The organism is Streptomyces sp. NPDC057616 (assembly GCF_042800575.1).
Taxonomy (GTDB): Bacteria; Actinomycetota; Actinomycetes; order Streptomycetales; family Streptomycetaceae; genus Streptomyces.
In genome coordinates this window covers 33,260-49,231 of record NZ_JBHVGU010000026.1, presented here as the reverse complement: position 1 = coordinate 49,231, position 15,972 = coordinate 33,260, and the positions used below count along the sequence as shown (strand labels likewise).

The following is a 15,972-nucleotide window of genomic DNA, read 5'->3' as shown; positions in this document are numbered from 1 at the left end:
GTCCTACGGGCGCCCGCCCTTTCTCGTCGGCGGCTGCTCTCGTCCGCGGCCGATTCATCCGCCGCAGCGCAGGCCGGCCGCCTCGGGCAGCGCGCGGACCAGCCCGGCGCGCTCGCGGGTGATCTCCTGTGCGCCGACGACCACCCGGTCCGCGACGGCCGAGTGCTCCGGCAGGGCCACCAGGATGCGGTCGCCCTTGTGCAGGGCCTTCTCGACGAGGCCCTGCTCGAGCACGAAGACCACCTCCTTCGGGCTCCTGGCCGGCTTGTACGAGCGCGTCACGTGCAGGGTGACCCGCTCCTGCCCGGTGACCGCGGGCACGGGCTTCACGTCCGTGACGTCGCCCTCCGCGACCAGGCGCATGCAGGCGAGGCGGGCGGGGCTCGCGAGGGAGGAGCCGTCCGCGGCCGCCGACGGCGCCGCCTTCGCGTCGCCGCTCGCGGAGGACGCGGATCCGCTGCCGCCGTTCTGTGCCACCAGCCACGCCATCCCCGCCAGCATCCCGCCTACGGCGGCCACGGTCACGGCGGCGAAGGCGAACCTGCGCACCCGGTGCCGGTCCCGGGGTGCCCGTACGGGCGCGGGCTCCGGCCGCGGCGGCGCCTGGGCGGCCAGCGCGTCCCCGATGAGCGCGAGCTGCTCCCGCAGCAGGGCCAGGTCGGCCTCGGCCGCGCGGTGCCCGGTCATGAAGGCGGCGTCCGCGCGGGCCTCGTCGGACAGCTCCTCGCCGGTGAGCGCGGCCATGAGCGCGTCGGTGCCGTTGTGTTCCGCGGCCATGTCACACCACCTCGTCCTCGTGCAGGCGGGCGCGCAGGGCCCGTACCGCCGTGTGCAGCCGGCTCTTGACCGTGCCCTCCGGGACGCCGAGTTCCTCGGCGATCGAGCGGACCGGCAGATCGGCGTAGAACCGCAGGACGAGGACCTGGCGCTGGGCGTCGGGCAGCTCGTCGAGGCCCTGGGCGACGGCGAGGGAGAGCACGCTGGTGTCCTCGCCCGAGGGGTGCTCCAGCTGCCGCAGCGAGGCCAGCCGCTCACCGATCCGCTCCTGGCGGCGCTTGGCGCGGTGCCAGTCCATGGCCAGGTTGGAGGCGACGACGGCCGCCCAGGCGGAGACGTCGCGCGGCGCCTCGTACCCCTTCGCCGCCCGCTCCAGCAGCCGCAACCGCACCTGCTGCACCCCGTCCGGCAGGTCCGCCTGCGGCACCCCGCCCAGCGCGAGCACCGCCCGCACCCGGCGTTCCTGAGCCGTGTCCAGAGGATCGTCGTCCTCCGGTGCACGGCGGGCCTTTCTGCGCAGCACAAGCCACCCCCCTCACCGCGTTTCCTCTACGACGTCGCAGCGCACGGAAACGTTCGGCGGACGGCGGGAAACTTGTCCAGAGGCGGACGTCACACCCCTGGGCATCCCACTCCTCGGGCATGGAGTGCAAAGAATTGGACAGGCGGACCCGGGTCGGCCGCATCATGGAAACGCCGCAGACACGCAGAAGCCGCACCAGGCACGAACACGCAGAGGGAGTCACCGTGAGGGTCGGAATCGTCGGAGCCACCGGACAGGTCGGCACGGTCATGCGCAGGATCCTCAAGGAGCGGAACTTCCCGGTCACCGAGCTGCGCCTGTTCGCCTCGGCCCGCTCGGCGGGGACGGAGCTGGACGGCGTGACGGTGGAGGACGCGGCGACCGCCGACTACACCGGCCTGGACATCGTCCTGTTCTCCGCGGGCGGCGCGACCTCGAAGGCGCTGGCCGAAAAGGTCGCCTCGCAGGGTCCGGTCGTGATCGACAACTCCTCCGCCTGGCGCAAGGACCCCGAGGTCCCGCTGGTCGTCTCCGAGGTGAACCCGCACGCGATCGCGAACCGCCCCAAGGGCATCATCGCCAACCCGAACTGCACGACGATGGCCGCGATGCCGGTCCTGAAGGCGCTGCACGCCGAGGCGGGCCTGGAGGCGCTGATCGTCGCCACGTACCAGGCGGTGTCCGGCTCGGGGCTCGCGGGCGTGGCGGAGCTGCACGGCCAGACGCAGAAGGTCGTCGCCGACGCGGACAAGCTGACGCACGACGGCTCGGCGGTCGACTTCCCGGAGCCCGGCGTCTACAAGCGCCCCATCGCCTTCAACGTGCTGCCCTTCGCCGGCAACCTCGTCGACGACGGCCTGAACGAGACGGACGAGGAGCAGAAGCTCCGCAACGAGTCCCGCAAGATCCTGGAGATCCCGGAGCTCAAGGTCTCCGGCACGTGCGTGCGTGTCCCGGTCTTCTCCGGCCACTCCCTCCAGGTCAACGCCCGCTTCGCCCGCCCGATCTCCCCGGAGCGCGCGACGGAGCTGCTGAAGGACGCCCCGGGCGTCGAGCTCTCCGACATCCCGACCCCCCTGCAGGCCGCCGGCCAGGACCCGTCCTACGTCGGCCGCATCCGCAAGGACGAGACCGTCGACAACGGCCTCGCCCTGTTCATCAGCAACGACAACCTCCGCAAGGGCGCGGCCCTGAACGCGGTGCAGATCGCGGAGCTGGTGGCGGAGGAGCTGAAGGGCTAGGCCCGCCTGACCTCGTAGAGAAAACAGCCGTACTCGACGGCCCGGACGTGGATCAGTGTCACGGACGGGTCGTCGAAGGCCTGGTGGAAGGCCTCGTCGTCCGGGGCGGGGACCAGGGCGCCGCCCAGGATGTGGCCGTCGGCCGAGTAGCGGCGGAGCGTGCGGTGGGCGTTCGCGAAGGGGTAGCCCGCGCCGCCGTCCGGGCCTGGGCAGTGGTCCGCGTGGATGAAGACGGGGCCCTGCTCGTCGTAGGCACCAGGCCGCGCGCCCGTCTCGGCGGCCCAGCGGCGCAGTGGCGCGTACGACACGAGGGCGATCCGCTCCCCCGGCTCGCTGCGGCGCAGGCAGCAGCGCAGCGGGGCACCCCCCTCGTCGTCGGTGCAGGGGGCAGCCGGGCGGCCCGCGTCGTCGGCGGTGCGCAGCTCCTCGAGGACGGACGGTGCGATGGGTCGTGCCGTGTAGGTCGTCATGCGTCCCAGGCTGGCGCGCGCCCTGCCGGATGACCGGCGGGAAACGGACAGGCACTTCTCGAGGGATAGCCCTCGGTCCATCGGCCCCGCCACATGGAAGGATGGCGCAACCGACACATTGACGAGGAGATGACCCGGTGCCTGGCACAAACCTGACCCGCGAAGAGGCACAGCAGCGGGCGAAGCTGCTCTCCGTTGACTCGTACGAGATCGATCTCGACCTCTCCGGCGCGCAGGAGGGCGGCACCTACCGGTCCGTGACCACGGTGCGCTTCGCGGTGGCCGAATCCGGCGCCGAGTCCTTCATCGACCTGGTGGCCCCGGCGGTCCACGAGGTGACGCTCAACGGCGACGCGCTCGACCCCGCCGAGGTCTTCGCCGACTCCCGCATCGCCCTTCCGGGACTGCTCGAGGGCACCAACGTCCTGCGGGTCGTCGCCGACTGCGCCTACACCAACACCGGTGAGGGCCTGCACCGCTTCGTCGACCCTGTCGACGAACAGGCCTACCTCTACACCCAGTTCGAGGTCCCGGACGCCCGCCGCGTCTTCGCCTCCTTCGAGCAGCCGGACCTGAAGGCGACCTTCCAGTTCACGGTGAAGGCGCCGACCGGCTGGACCGTCATCTCCAACTCCCCGACGCCCGAGCCCAAGGACGACGTCTGGCGGTTCGCGCCGACCCCGCGGATCTCCAGCTACATCACCGCGCTGATCGTCGGCCCGTACCACTCCGTGCACAGCGTGTACGAGAAGGACGGGCAGAGCGTGCCGCTGGGCATCTACTGCCGCCCCTCGCTCGCGGAGTACCTGGACTCGGACGCGATCTTCGAGGTCACCCGGCAGGGCTTCGAGTGGTTCCAGGAGAAGTTCGACTACGCGTACCCCTTCGAGAAGTACGACCAGCTCTTCGTGCCGGAGTTCAACGCCGGCGCCATGGAGAACGCGGGCGCGGTCACCATCCGCGACCAGTACGTCTTCCGCTCCAAGGTGACGGACGCGTCGTACGAGCTGCGCGCCGAGACCATCCTGCACGAGCTGGCCCACATGTGGTTCGGCGACCTGGTCACCATGGAGTGGTGGAACGACCTGTGGCTGAACGAGTCGTTCGCCACCTACACGTCCATCGCGTGCCAGGCGTACTCCCCCGCGTCGCGCTGGCCGCACTCGTGGACCACCTTCGCCAACTCCATGAAGACGTGGGCCTACCGGCAGGACCAGCTGCCCTCCACCCACCCGATCATGGCCGAGATCCGCGACCTGGACGACGTGCTCGTCAACTTCGACGGCATCACCTACGCCAAGGGCGCCTCGGTCCTCAAGCAGCTCGTCGCCTACGTCGGCATGGACGAGTTCTTCGCGGGCGTGCAGGCGTACTTCAAGCGCCACGCCTTCGGCAACACGCGCCTGTCCGACCTGCTCGGCGCGCTGGAGGAGACCTCCGGCCGCGACCTGAAGACCTGGTCGAAGAAGTGGCTCCAGACGGCGGGCATCAACGTCCTGCGCCCGGAGATCGAGACGGACGCCGACGGCGTCATCACCTCCTTCGCCATCCGCCAGGAGGCCCCGGCACTCCCGGCCGGCGCCCAGGGCGAGCCCACGCTGCGCCCGCACCGCATCGCCGTCGGCCTGTACGAGCTCGACGCCGACAGCGGCAAGCTGGTGCGCGCCGACCGCGTCGAGCTGGACGTCGACGGCGAGCTGACGGCCGTGCCGCGGCTGGTCGGCCGGCCCCGCCCGGCCGTGGTGCTGCTCAACGACGACGACCTGTCGTACGCCAAGGTCCGCCTGGACGAGCAGTCGCTGGCCTTCGTCACCGAGCACCTCGGCGACTTCGAGTCCTCGCTGCCGCGCGCCCTGTGCTGGGCCTCGGCCTGGGACATGACCCGGGACGCGGAGCTCGCCACCCGCGACTACCTCTCGCTGGTCCTGTCGGGCGTCGGCAAGGAGTCCGACATCGGTGTCGTGCAGTCGCTGCACCGCCAGGTCAAGCTCGCGATCGACCTGTACGCCGACCCGGCCGCCCGCGAGGCCCTGCTCACCCGCTGGACCGACGCCACGCTGGCCCATCTGCGCGCGGCCGCGGCGGGCAGCGACCACCAGCTCGCCTGGGCGCGGGCGTTCGCGGCGACGGCCCGTACGCCGGAGCAGCTGGACCTGCTGGAGGCGCTGCTGGACGGCTCGCAGACGATCGAGGGCCTGGCCGTCGACACCGAGCTGCGCTGGGCGCTGGTGCAGCGGCTCGCGGCGGTCGGCCGCTACGACGAGTCGGAGATCGCCGGCGAGTACGAGCGGGACCGGACGGCCGCCGGTGAGCGGCACGCCGCCAGCGCCCGCGCCGCCCGCCCGACCGCGGAGGCGAAGGCGGAGGTGTGGGCCTCGGTCGTCGAGTCCGACAAGCTGCCGAACGCCGTCCAGGAGGCCGTCATCGGCGGCTTCGTCCAGACCGACCAGCGCGAGCTGCTCGCGCCGTACGCCGAGAAGTACTTCGAGGTCGTCAAGGACGTCTGGGACTCCCGTTCGCACGAGATCGCCCAGCAGATCGCGATCGGCCTCTACCCGGCGGTCCAGGTCTCCCAGGAGACGCTGGAGCGCACGGACGCCTGGCTGGCCTCCGCCGAGCCCGGCGCGGCCCTGCGCCGCCTGGTCTCCGAGTCCCGCTCGGGCGTGGAGCGCGCGCTGAAGGCGCAGGCGGCCGACGCGCAGGCGTAGCCGCCCGGACGACGGAGGGCGCCCGGTACCCACCGGGCGCCCTTTCGCGTTCCCGCGGCCGGGCCGCGGCGGTCAGCGCGCGATCATGCCGCCGGTGACGTTGACGAAGGTGCCGGTGATGCCGGCCGCGTGGTCGGAGGCGAGGAACACCGCCGTGGCCGCCACGTCGGCGAGCGTGGGGTTGCGGCGGGTCATGCGCATACCGGCGAGGCCCGCGATGATGCCCTGGACGGCGGACTCGTCGATCGCCGGGTTGACCGCGGAGAGCTTCTCCACGGTGAACGTCTCGGGCACGCCGGCCGCCCACAGGCCCACGGCCCGCACGCCCTGCGGCCCGCACTCCATCGCGAGGTTGCGCACCAGGGTGTCGATCGCCCCGTCGGCCGGTCCGGTGCCGCCCATCATCGGACTGCCGTGCGCGGAGCCGCTGTTGAGGGTGAGGATCACACCGGAGCCGCGCGCGGCCATCCGGCGCGCGGCGCCGCGGGCGGTGATGAAGTTGGCGCGGAGGCCGTTGACCACGGGTCGCATGAAGTCGTCCACGGCCATGTCGGTGAGCGGGGCGCCCTGCACGTCGCCGCGGGTGACGAGGTTGAAGGAGACGTCGACGTCGCCGACCTGCTCCAGGTGCTTCTCCACGGCCGCCTCGTCGAGGGCGTCGACGACGGCCACCTCGGCGTTCGCGAGGCCGGCGGCCGCCGCCTCCAGCGTCTTCCGGGTGCGTCCGACGAGGTGCACCCGGGCGCCCTCGGCGGCGAAGGCGCGGGCGACCGCACCGCCGATGGAGCCGCCGGCGCCGTACACGATCGCGGTCTTGCCGTTGAGCTGCATGATGATCTCCTTCAGAGCCGTTCCGTACGAGTCGGTCATACGGACGCACGCGGCCGCGATCACTCATCGGTCGCCGGTTCACAGCCGCAGCGGCAGCCCGAACGCGGGGAAGAGGTGCGGCTCGAAGGACGTGATCTCCTCGACGCGGTCCTCGGCGTCGAAGCGCAGGACGTCCAGGACCTGGGCGCGGTAGACGTTCGTGCCGGGCCTGCGGACGTAACCCCCCGCCGCGAGCTGCCCGTTGGCGCGGGCGGGCAGGTGGCGCCAGTGGCCGAGGAACATCGGGGACGCCGGGTCGAGCGTGGGGCGCAGGAACTCCAGCAGGGCGTCCCGGCCCGCGAACCAAAAGGGGTTGGGCGGCATGGTGAGCCGCACGTCCTTGCCGAGCAGCTCGGTCATCGCGGCGAAGTCGAGTCCCTCGGCGGCCGCCATGTACCGCTGCAGGGCGGCGCGCTGGGCCTCCGTCGGCTCCGTGGCGGTCCAGTCGGCGCGCTGCCGCGGCAGGTGGTCGCGCAGGGTGGGCCGGGCCCGCTGGAGGGCGCTGTTGGCCGAGGCCACCGTCAGGCCGAGGGCCTCGGCGGTCTCGGCGGCGGTCAGGCCGAGGACGTCCCGCAGCACCAGCACGGCCCGCTGGCGGGGCGGGAGGTGCTGGAGGGCGGCGAGGAAGACCAGCTCCAGCGTCTCGCGGGAGACGGCGGCGGCCTCCGGCTGCTCCTCGGCCGAGGGCAGCTGGTCGTCGGGGTAGGGCTGCAGCCAGGTCAGGCGGTCGGGGGCCTCGCCGGTGCCGTGGTTCATGCCGGGGATCGGCTCGTAGCGCTGCGGGCGGCGGGCGGCGCGGCGCTGGAAGTCCAGGCAGGCGTTGGTGGCGATGCGGTACAGCCAGGTGCGGGTCCCGGCCCGCCCCTCGAAGGCGTCCCGGGCGCGCCAGGCCCGCAGGAACGTCTCCTGCACGAGGTCCTCGGCGTCGTCGTAGGAGCCGGTCATGCGGTAGCAGTGGACCTGGATCTCCCGGCGGTGGGACTCGGTGAGGGCGGCGAAGTCGGCCTCGGTGAGGACGGGGGCTTCCGTCACGGCGGCCTGCGTGACGGAATCGCCGGCGCTGTCCCGGGCGACCCGGGCGATACGCCGCAACCGAGCGACCTCGGCCGACAGTTCGGTCACCCCGGAGTACAGGACCGAGGCCGGCTGCGGCACCAGCTCCGCCACCCGCCGGCCGATGTCCTCGATCAGCCCCTGCACACTCGGCCCGCCCCGCTGCCGCTCCCGGTAGGCCTTCTGCCGGCAGGCGGCCGAGCAGTACACGGAACTGCGGCCGGTGCGCCCCTTCCGGCCGGGCAAGGGCTTTCCACAGACGGCGCAGACGTCGGCGACCACGGGCACCTCCGGGAATTGCGTCACGCGGGAACGGTGCGACGCTATCGCGGGCGCGTGCCGGAGGGACCGGAGATTTCCTCGGCGGCGGTCCGCAGCGCCGTCAGCACCCTGCCCACCGCCGCCCCCTCCCCGGCGCCCTTGCGTACGGCCGCCACCACATGCCGCCGCGGCCGGTCCGCCGTCAGCTCCCGCATCGCCACACCGTCCCGGCGCACCATCGCCGTGCGCGGCACCAGCGCGACGCCCATCCCGGCCTCCACCATCGCCAGGATCGCCGTCCACCCGGCCGCCGAGTGTGCCTGCACGGGGCTGAACCCGGCCGCCTCGCAGGCTGTGCGGGTGATGTCCGACCAGGGCCCGCTGCCGCCGAAGATCCACGGCTCCTCCGCGAGGTCGGCGAGGCGCAGCCCGTCAACGGCGGCGAGGGCGTGGTCGCGGGGCAGGACGACGTCGAGGGGGTCGGCGAGCAGCGGGACACGGGTGAAGCGCGGGTCGGCCGCCGTCGGGGCCTGGGCGGCGAGGGACAGCGCGAGGTCGACGTCCCCGGCGGCCAGCAGCTCGTACGCCTCCCCGGCCTCCGCCTCCCGCACCCGCACGTTCACGCCGGGGTGCGCGGCCCGCAGCGCCCGCACGGCCGGTACGACGAGGGCGGGCACGGCGGTGGAGAAGGCGCCGACCCGCACCTCGCCCACCTCGCCGTGGACGTAGGCCGCCAACTCGGCGTCGGCGCGCTCCAGTTGCTCGAACACCGCCTGCGCGTGCCGCAGCACCAGCCGCGCCGCGTCGGTCAGCCGCACCCGCCGCCCGTCCGCCTCCAGCAGGGGCACCCCGAGCTGCCTGGCCAGATTGGTCAGCTGCTGCGAGACCGCCGACGGCGTCATCCGCAGCGCCTTTGCCGTCGCGGTCACCGTGCCCCGCTCCCCGAGCGTGCGCAGGATCTGCAGTTTCCGGATGTCCCACTCGGCCATGGCGGCAACCTACCGGCCGGGGCGGCCGCCTGTCCGGCGGCGCCCAGCGCCACCCCGCCGAGGATCAGCGCCATGCACAGGACCTGCCGCGGGTCGACCCGCTCGCCGAGGACCGCCCAGGACAGCAGGGCGACGCAGACGGGCTGGAGGTGGTAGACCGCTCCGGCGCGGGCCGCGCCGACCAGGGCGATCGCCTTGTTCCAGGCGAAGAAGGCGACGGCGGAGGAGGCCACGCCGACGTACAGGAGCGGCAGGACGGTGCCGGGGGTGGGTGTGAAGCCGCCCTGGACGGTGAGGCTGACGGCCTGGGCGGGCAGCAGCAGGGCGGTGCCGAGCAGGAACGTGGTGAACAGGAAGGCGGTGCCGCCGAGTTCGGCCGGCCTGCGGCGCAGCAGCGCGCTGTAGCTGCCGAAGCAGCAGGCGGCGGCGGTCATCCACAGGTCGCCGGAGGAGAAGCCCGCGCCGCCGCCCGTCAGCAGCACCACTCCCCCGAAGGCCGTCATCAGCCCGGCGGCCCGGCGGGTCCCCAGCCGTACGCCCGCCATCCGCTCGGACACCGCCATCAGCACCGGCGAAGCGGCCATGATCATGCCCATGGTGGCGGCGGGCGTCGTCGTCCCGGCCTGGTTGACGAGGGTGTTGTAGACGGTCACGCCGAGGAGCGAGGCGAGGAGCACGAAGCCGGCATGGCGCCGGATCGCCCTCCGCTGCCGCCACGCCTGCCGGGCCCCGAACGGCGCGACCGCCACGAGCGCCACCAGCCAGCGCCAGAAGGCCTGTTGCACCGGCGGCACGCTGTCGTGCAGGGCGCGGGAGGTGACGAAGCTGCCGGACCACACGACGGTGGCGAGGGCGGCAAGGGTGATCCCGAGGGCGGCTGCCTTCGGGATCGGGGTGGTGCGGGTGGTCCTTTCGAGGACGGCGGTCACGCAGGTCCTTTCGCTGGTCGGTGGTCCCTGTCGCTCCACCGTCGCAGCGCCGCACCCGTCACGTCCATCGAAAGTTTTCGACCGGTATTTTCAGTTGCACTGAACGATTGGCGGACGGGGCCGTCAGCCGACGTGGGCGGCGACCGCCGCCTCGATCGCGGCACCGTCCGCCGCGTCCGACGCCCAGGCCACGTATCCGTCGGGGCGTACCAGGACGGTGGTGTGCCGCTCGCTCGCCCAGCGCTGCACGGCCAGCCGGCCCTCGCGGGCACCGCCGTCCTCGTACGCCTCCGGGGTGATCAGCACGAACCGGCCGCCGCGCAGGGCCTCGTGGAGACGGCCGCTCTCCAGGGCGACGTCCGGGACGCGGGTGCCGGTGAGGCGGTGGGCGCCGCGCGGGGCGGGATAGCGGTGGCCGATGCCGGTGATCCCGCCGACCGCCTTGCGCCGGGCCGGGCCGACGGTGTTCAGGAAGGTGGTGAGCGCGGCCCGCAGTGCAAGCGTCCAGGGGCGCTTGGCCATCGCGAGGCGCACGATGCCGCCGCTGCTGCGCAGCACGGCCTTGCCGACGGGGTGCCGCTCGGCCTGGTAGCTGTCGAGCAGCGCCGGGTCCGCGTGCCCCTGGACGACGGCGGCCAGCTTCCAGCTCAGGTTGGCCGAGTCCTGGAGCCCGGTGTTCATGCCCTGGCCGCCGGCCGGGGTGTGGACGTGCGCGGCGTCCCCGGCGAGGAAGACCCGGCCCACGCGGTAGGCGGGGGCCTGGCGTTCGTCGCTGTGGAAGCGGGACATCCAGCGGGCGTCGTGCATCCCGAAGTCGCGGCCGAGGGCGAGCCGGGTGACCTCCTTGACCTCGTCGAGGTCGAGGGGTTCGCTGTCCGGGACGTTGCGGGCGCGGTTCCAGGCGATGACCCGGTGGTAGCCGTCGCCGAAGGGCGCGAGGAAGGCGAAGGCGTCGCCGGCGGCGTTGACCGTCAGCAGGTTCTCCGGCTCCTCGGCCAGCCGTACGTCCGCGAGGACGACGGAGCGGATGACGGAGTGGCCGGGGAAGGGCAGCCCGATCGCCTCGCGCACGGCGCTGCGCATGCCGTCGGTCCCGACGACGTAGTCCGCGCGCAGGCTCTCCGCCGCCCCGCCGGCCGTGCGGAGCTCGACGGTCACGCCGTCGGCGTCCTGGGCCAGGCCGGTCAGCTCGGTCTCGTGGCGGAACTCCACCCCGGCCTCGACGGCCCGCAGCTCGAGGGCCTTCTCGACCTCGTACTGCGGGATGACGAGGAGGTGGTTGTAGCGGGAGGGCAGCGTGCCGAGTTCGATGCTCAGGCGGCCGAAGAGGCGGAGGCTGTCGAGCGGGCGGCCGGCCTTCTCCAGGCCGTCGGCGAGGTCGCGGGCGTCGAGCTGCTCGAGGGTGCGGGCGTGCAGGACGAAGGCGCGGGAGAGGTTGCTGATCCGGTGCGGGCGCTTCTCGACGAGGGTGACGGGAACGCCCGCGGTGGCGAGGTCGCCGGCCAGCAGAAGACCGGCGGGGCCCGCGCCGACGACGATCACGGAGTGCTGGGTCTGCATGATGACCTCCGGTTGCCAACGCTTGTTGGCCTACGACTGTTTGCCTACGACTGTTTGCCAACGTGCGTTGACCACCGTAGAGCCGCCTCGAGAGCAGAGTCAACACTTGTTGGCCAACATATGTTGGCCTACGCTTGGTGAGGTGAAGGTCAGCGACAGCAGCAGCACAGAGTCCGGTTCCGGGGCGCGCCGGCGCTCCGACGTCACCCGTGACGCGATCCTCGCCGCGGCCCGCGAGCGCTTCGCCGCCGACGGCTACGAGCGCGCCACCATCCGCGCGATCGCCAAGGACGCGGCCATCGACCCGTCGATGGTGATGCGCTACTACGGCAACAAGGAGGGCCTGTTCGCGGCGGCGGTCTCCATCGACCTGTCGATGCCGGACGCGGCCGCGCTGCCCCGGCAGGACGTCGGCCGGGCGCTCGTGGAGCACTTCCTCGGCATGTGGGAGGAGAACGAGGTGCTGACGGCCCTGCTGCGGGTCGGGGCGACCAACCGGGCCGGGGCCGAGCGGATGCAGGGTGTCTTCCGGGACCAGCTGGTCCCGGTGGCCTTCACGGTGTGCCCCGATCCGGAGCAGGCCCCCGCGCGGGCCGGGCTCGCCGCCGCGCAGCTGCTGGGGCTGGCCCTCACGCGCTACGTGCTGCGGCTGCCGCCGACCGTGGCGCTCACCCGCGAGGAGATCGTGGCGTGGCTGGCGCCGACGCTCCAGCGCTACCTCACGGCGCCGAGCCCCTGAGGACGCCGGAGTCCCGAAGACACCGCGGGCCCCGGTGACGTCCCAGGGCCAGGAGACACGGCGAGGGCGCCGTCCCCGCCGTCACGGCGCGGGGGCGACGCCCTCGAAAAGCAGCGGGTCAGGCCTTCGCCTTGGCCTTCGGCTCCCGGTCCTTGGACCTGTCCAGGACGAAGACCAGGCCCGCGATGACCGCGAACAGGCCGAGCGGGATCAGCACGTAGAGGCCGAGCGTCTCGGCGACGCTCAGGCCGTTGCCGGGGTCGTCGCCGTCGTCGCGGGTCAGCGCGAGCGCGGGGGACGACATGAGCAGCATCATCAGCGTCGTACCGGCAGCCAGGGCGCCGGCGCGCAGGGCGTTCTTCTTGTCCACGGTCACAAAAGTATCCAACGCCGATCCGGGGCGCTCGTCCGGGGTGCCGTACGGGAGTCCGCGCCCCGCCCCTCCCGCTCCCGCGCCCTGCCCTCCCCGCTCGCCGCTACTCCCGCGGCGCCGTCCGCAGCACGTCCAGCAGCGCGTGCAGCCGGGGCGAGCGCGCCAGTTCCTCCAGGGTCACCGGGCGGCCCTCGGCGTCCGCGACCGGCAGCCGCCAGTTCGGGTACTGGTCCCAGGTCCCGGGCAGGTTCTGGGGCCGGCGGTCGCCGACGGTGTCGGGCAGCCAGACGCCGACCATGCGGGACGGGGTGCGCAGCAGGAACCGGTGCACGGCCTGGATCTGCGCCTCCTCCTCCGACACGGCGTGGCCGCCGCCCGTGCCGTGCAGCAGGCCGAGGCGGCCGAGCAGGGCCAGCCACTCCCCCGCGTCGGCCGCCGCCTCCGCGCGTTCCTCCTCCAGCGGGCGGGTCAGCAGGTCCAGGCGGTGGCGCAGCTCGACGTGCTCGCCGGTCAGGCGTGCCGCGGTGGACGGCAGGTCGTGGGTGGTGGCGGTGGCGAGGCAGTCGGCGCGCCAGCTCTCCGGCGGCAGCGGACGGCCGTCGCCCTCCCAGTCCCGCTCGAACCACAGGACCGAGGTGCCGAGCACCCCGCGCTCGCGCAGCTTCTCGCGCACACCGGGCTCGACCGTGCCCAGGTCCTCGCCGATGACGATCGATCCGGCGCGGGAGGCCTCCAGCACGAGGATCGCGAGCATGGCCTCGGCGTCGTAGCGGACGTAGGTGCCCTCGGTGGGCGGGTGGCCCTGGGGCACCCACCAGAGCCGGAACAGGCCCATGACGTGGTCGATGCGCAAGGCGCCCGCGTAGCGGAACAGCGCCCGCAGCAGGCGGCGGTAGGGGGCGTAGCCGGACTCGGCGAGGCGGTCGGGGCGCCAGGGCGGCAGGCCCCAGTCCTGGCCGCGCGCGTTGAAGGCGTCCGGCGGGGCGCCCACCGACATCCCGGCCGCGAAGTACTCCTGCTGCGCCCAGGCGTCGGCGCCCTGCGGGTGCACGCCGACCGCGAGGTCGTGCACGATCCCGATCGGCATCCCGGCCTCGCGCGCGGCCCGCTGCGCCTCGGTGAGCTGGGTGTCGGTGAGCCAGGCGAGGCGGCAGTGGAAGTCGACCCGGTCCATCAGCTCGCCGCGGGCCCGGGCCGTACCGGCCGAGCGGGGGTCGCGCAGCTCCAGCGGCCAGGTGCTCCAGTCGGAGCCGTGCACCTCGGCCAGGGCGTACCAGGTGGCGTGGTCCTCCAGGGCCTGGCCCTGCTCGGCGAGGAAGTCGGCGTAGGCGGCGCGCCGCCCGGGCCCGAGCTCCACCTCGCGGATCAGCTCCAGCGCCTGGCGCTTGAGCTCCCACACCGCGTCCCGGTCGATCAGCGCGCCCTTCTCCAGGACCGCGGTGCGCAGTTCGGCCGCGCGTGCGGCCGGTGGCCGCAGCCGCGCGGGGTCCTCGACGTAGGCGTACTCGGGGACGTCCTCGACGCGCAGGTGCACCGGGTCGGGGAAGCGGCGGGAGGAGGGGCGGTAGGGCGAGGGGTCGGTGGGGGCGCCGGGTACGGCCGCGTGCAGCGGGTTGACCTGGACGAACCCCGCGCCGAGCGCGCGCCCGGCCCAGGCGCCGAGCTCGGCGAGGTCACCGAGGTCACCCATGCCCCAGGACCGCTGCGAGAGCAGGGAGTAGAGCTGGACGAGCAGGCCGTGCGAGCGCGTGGTGGGCGTGGGCAGCCGGGCCGGGGCGACGACCAGGTGGACCTCGGCGGCGCGGCCGTCGGGCGCGGTGGCCGTCAACCGGTGGACACCGGGCGGGAGTTCGTCGACCGAGGTGTGTGTCTCGCCCTCTTCGGTCTCGACGTGCAGCCGGGTGCCGGCCGGGAGGGCCTTGAGCGCGGAGGACGTGCCGCCGCTCCAGATGACCACCGTCGGGGGCAGCAGCCGCTGGCTCAGCTCCAGCTCGCGGCCGGCGAGTGCGGCGCGGACGGCTCCGGGGGTGGCGGCGTCGACGCCGAGGGCGGCGAGGGCGAGGGTGACGGCGGTGGCGGAGGCCGCGACCGTGCGGTCCGGGGAGGGGCTGTAGGAGGTGGCGACGCCGTGCAGTCCGGCGAGCCGGGTCAGGTCCTCGGAGGGCGGTTCGGCCGGCCCCTGCTCTGTCATCTAGGGCCTCGTGGTCTCCGGCTCGAGGCCCACCGCCTCACTGGTCAGGGGCGTGGCGTCGGCGAGCGGCGGTTCGCTGGTCAGGGGCTCGGCGTCCGGCAGGGGCGGTTCACTGGTCAGCGGGGTCTCGACGCAGGTGCCCTCCGCGCTGAACGCGCACAGGTGCGGTTCGTAGTCGGCGAACTCCTCGCGTTTGGAAAGGGCCGAGAGCAGAAGATGTGCCGATGCGGCCACTGTGGCCTCCTTCTCGAGTACGGCGACGGTTACCGCAGCCCTACCCCGTCCGCGCGAGGGCAGACGTACGGGACGGAACATCGTGCCTCTCATCACATTCTGCGCCGCACATCCTGCGCCGGTCGCACGCGCCAGGCTCGGATCTTTGTGCGGATGCCCCCGCGCACCGGGCGGCCGGACGCATCACGGACCGGCCGCACCGCACGGCCGGCCGCCCGCGCGGCGTCGGGCCCCGGGGGACACGGGGTCCCCCGGAACCGGGCGCCGGGTGCCGCATGCCCTGGGCCACGGGTGTGCGAAGGCCCGGACGTCAGGCGGAAATGCCGTCGATCCGGGCCATGGCGTCCTCCGCGCCGTACGGCTGCAAGTAGGGCAGCCAGCGCGGGTCCCTATGACCTGTGCCGATGATGCGCCAGGCCAGGCCGGTGGGAGGGGCGGGTTTGTGGCGCAGCCGCCAGCCGATCTCGAAGAGGTGTCGGTCGGCCTTCACGTGGTTGCAGCGGCGGCAGGACGCCACCACGTTGTCCCATACGTGCTTGCCCCCGCGGCTGCGCGGAATGACATGGTCGACGCTGGTTGCGACGCCACCGCAGTACATGCACCGGCCCCCGTCGCGCGCGAAGAGCGCCCGCCGGGTGAGAGGAACGGGCCCCCGATAGGGAACCCGGACGAATCGCTTGAGCCGGACCACGCTGGGTGCGGGGACTGTGACGGTTGCGCTGTGCATGAAGGCGCCGGACTCCTCGAGGCAGACTGCCTTGTTCTCGAGGACGAGGACGAGCGCGCGGCGGAGCGGTACGACGCCGAGTGGCTCGTACGACGCGTTGAGGACCAGGACATGCGGCACGGATGCCTCCTTGTGCGTCGGCGGCGCGTGGCTCGCGCCGGGACGATCTGCAGTCAGTCTCCCCTCTGGCCTGGTGGAAGCGCCACCATGTCCCGGTAACGGGCTGGGAGTGTTTTCGACCACATCTCATTCATCTCCAGGACGGCGAACTCTTCATCCCACCTGTTCATCCCCACGTGAGCACCGTCTCTCCCCAGAAGACGGCAA

The 15,972-nt window shown here is 73.3% G+C and carries 15 protein-coding genes; 3 read left to right on the top strand and 12 right to left on the bottom strand.

What is annotated here, in order from left to right; translation table 11 throughout:
* Positions 1 to 54 precede the first annotated feature (54 nt).
* Together ACFU97_RS29455 and ACFU97_RS29450 are read right to left on the bottom strand one after the other, a co-directional pair.
* Positions 55 to 777, bottom strand: a complete 723-nt coding sequence (locus tag ACFU97_RS29455) for a hypothetical protein (protein WP_384262481.1) — start codon at positions 775 to 777, stop codon at positions 55 to 57.
* A 1-nt stretch (position 778) separates the two neighbouring features.
* Entirely contained in the window at positions 779 to 1,300 is a 522-nt protein-coding gene (locus tag ACFU97_RS29450) for a sigma-70 family RNA polymerase sigma factor (protein ID WP_384262479.1), read from the bottom strand.
* Between the two features lie 224 nt (positions 1,301 to 1,524).
* Here ACFU97_RS29450 and ACFU97_RS29445 point away from each other — a divergent pair, with 224 nt between their 5' ends.
* Positions 1,525 to 2,541, top strand: a complete 1,017-nt coding sequence (locus tag ACFU97_RS29445; protein ID WP_384262477.1) for an aspartate-semialdehyde dehydrogenase — start codon at positions 1,525 to 1,527, stop codon at positions 2,539 to 2,541.
* On the opposite strand, the gene ACFU97_RS29440 is transcribed toward ACFU97_RS29445, so the two are convergent.
* Positions 2,538 to 3,011, bottom strand: a complete 474-nt coding sequence (locus ACFU97_RS29440) for a DUF1203 domain-containing protein (RefSeq protein WP_384262474.1) — start codon at positions 3,009 to 3,011, stop codon at positions 2,538 to 2,540. The two genes, ACFU97_RS29445 and ACFU97_RS29440, sit on opposite strands and share 4 nt — an antisense overlap.
* A 137-nt stretch (positions 3,012 to 3,148) precedes the next feature.
* Between ACFU97_RS29440 and pepN the strand changes: the two genes are divergently transcribed.
* Positions 3,149 to 5,719, top strand: a complete 2,571-nt coding sequence (gene pepN, locus ACFU97_RS29435) for an aminopeptidase N (RefSeq protein ID WP_384262472.1) — start codon at positions 3,149 to 3,151, stop codon at positions 5,717 to 5,719.
* 72 nt (positions 5,720 to 5,791) lie between these two features.
* Here the strand turns inward: pepN and ACFU97_RS29430 are convergent, their stop codons facing one another.
* The 5 genes from ACFU97_RS29430 to ACFU97_RS29410 form a co-directional block, all read right to left on the bottom strand.
* Positions 5,792 to 6,550, bottom strand: a complete 759-nt coding sequence (locus ACFU97_RS29430) for an SDR family NAD(P)-dependent oxidoreductase (RefSeq protein ID WP_384262470.1) — start codon at positions 6,548 to 6,550, stop codon at positions 5,792 to 5,794.
* 78 nt (positions 6,551 to 6,628) lie between these two features.
* Positions 6,629 to 7,924, bottom strand: coding sequence for an RNA polymerase subunit sigma-70 (locus ACFU97_RS29425; RefSeq protein ID WP_384262679.1), 1,296 nt, complete (start codon positions 7,922 to 7,924; stop codon positions 6,629 to 6,631).
* A 41-nt stretch (positions 7,925 to 7,965) separates the two neighbouring features.
* The gene (locus ACFU97_RS29420; protein WP_384262468.1) at positions 7,966 to 8,892 is read right to left on the bottom strand and encodes a LysR family transcriptional regulator; all 927 of its coding nucleotides are present in this window, start codon (positions 8,890 to 8,892) and stop codon (positions 7,966 to 7,968) included.
* Positions 8,829 to 9,821 (bottom strand): DMT family transporter, encoded by a 993-nt coding sequence (locus ACFU97_RS29415; protein ID WP_384262466.1) that lies wholly within the window; start codon positions 9,819 to 9,821, stop codon positions 8,829 to 8,831. Before ACFU97_RS29415 ends, ACFU97_RS29420 begins: the two co-directional genes overlap by 64 nt.
* Positions 9,822 to 9,944: 123 nt before the next feature.
* Positions 9,945 to 11,381, bottom strand: coding sequence for an FAD-dependent monooxygenase (locus ACFU97_RS29410; protein WP_384262464.1), 1,437 nt, complete (start codon positions 11,379 to 11,381; stop codon positions 9,945 to 9,947).
* A 142-nt stretch (positions 11,382 to 11,523) separates the two neighbouring features.
* On the opposite strand from ACFU97_RS29410, the gene ACFU97_RS29405 reads away from it, so the two are divergent.
* Positions 11,524 to 12,120, top strand: coding sequence for a TetR family transcriptional regulator (locus tag ACFU97_RS29405; protein WP_384262461.1), 597 nt, complete (start codon positions 11,524 to 11,526; stop codon positions 12,118 to 12,120).
* 118 nt (positions 12,121 to 12,238) lie between these two features.
* On the opposite strand, the gene ACFU97_RS29400 is transcribed toward ACFU97_RS29405, so the two are convergent.
* The 4 genes from ACFU97_RS29400 to ACFU97_RS29385 all read right to left on the bottom strand — a co-directional run bounded on the left by ACFU97_RS29400 (position 12,239) and on the right by ACFU97_RS29385 (position 15,765).
* Positions 12,239 to 12,490, bottom strand: coding sequence for a hypothetical protein (locus ACFU97_RS29400; RefSeq protein ID WP_384262459.1), 252 nt, complete (start codon positions 12,488 to 12,490; stop codon positions 12,239 to 12,241).
* Between the two features lie 106 nt (positions 12,491 to 12,596).
* Complete coding sequence (gene malQ, locus ACFU97_RS29395) at positions 12,597 to 14,684, bottom strand: 4-alpha-glucanotransferase (protein ID WP_384262457.1); 2,088 nt, start codon at positions 14,682 to 14,684, stop codon at positions 12,597 to 12,599.
* On the bottom strand, positions 14,685 to 14,918 hold the full coding sequence (locus ACFU97_RS29390; protein ID WP_384262455.1) for a hypothetical protein: 234 nt from the start codon (positions 14,916 to 14,918) through the stop codon (positions 14,685 to 14,687).
* A 310-nt stretch (positions 14,919 to 15,228) separates the two neighbouring features.
* Positions 15,229 to 15,765 carry an HNH endonuclease gene (locus tag ACFU97_RS29385; protein WP_031476758.1) on the bottom strand — a complete coding sequence of 179 codons (537 nt, stop codon included), beginning with the start codon at positions 15,763 to 15,765 and terminating at the stop codon, positions 15,229 to 15,231.
* Between the last annotated feature and the right edge of the window lie 207 nt (positions 15,766 to 15,972).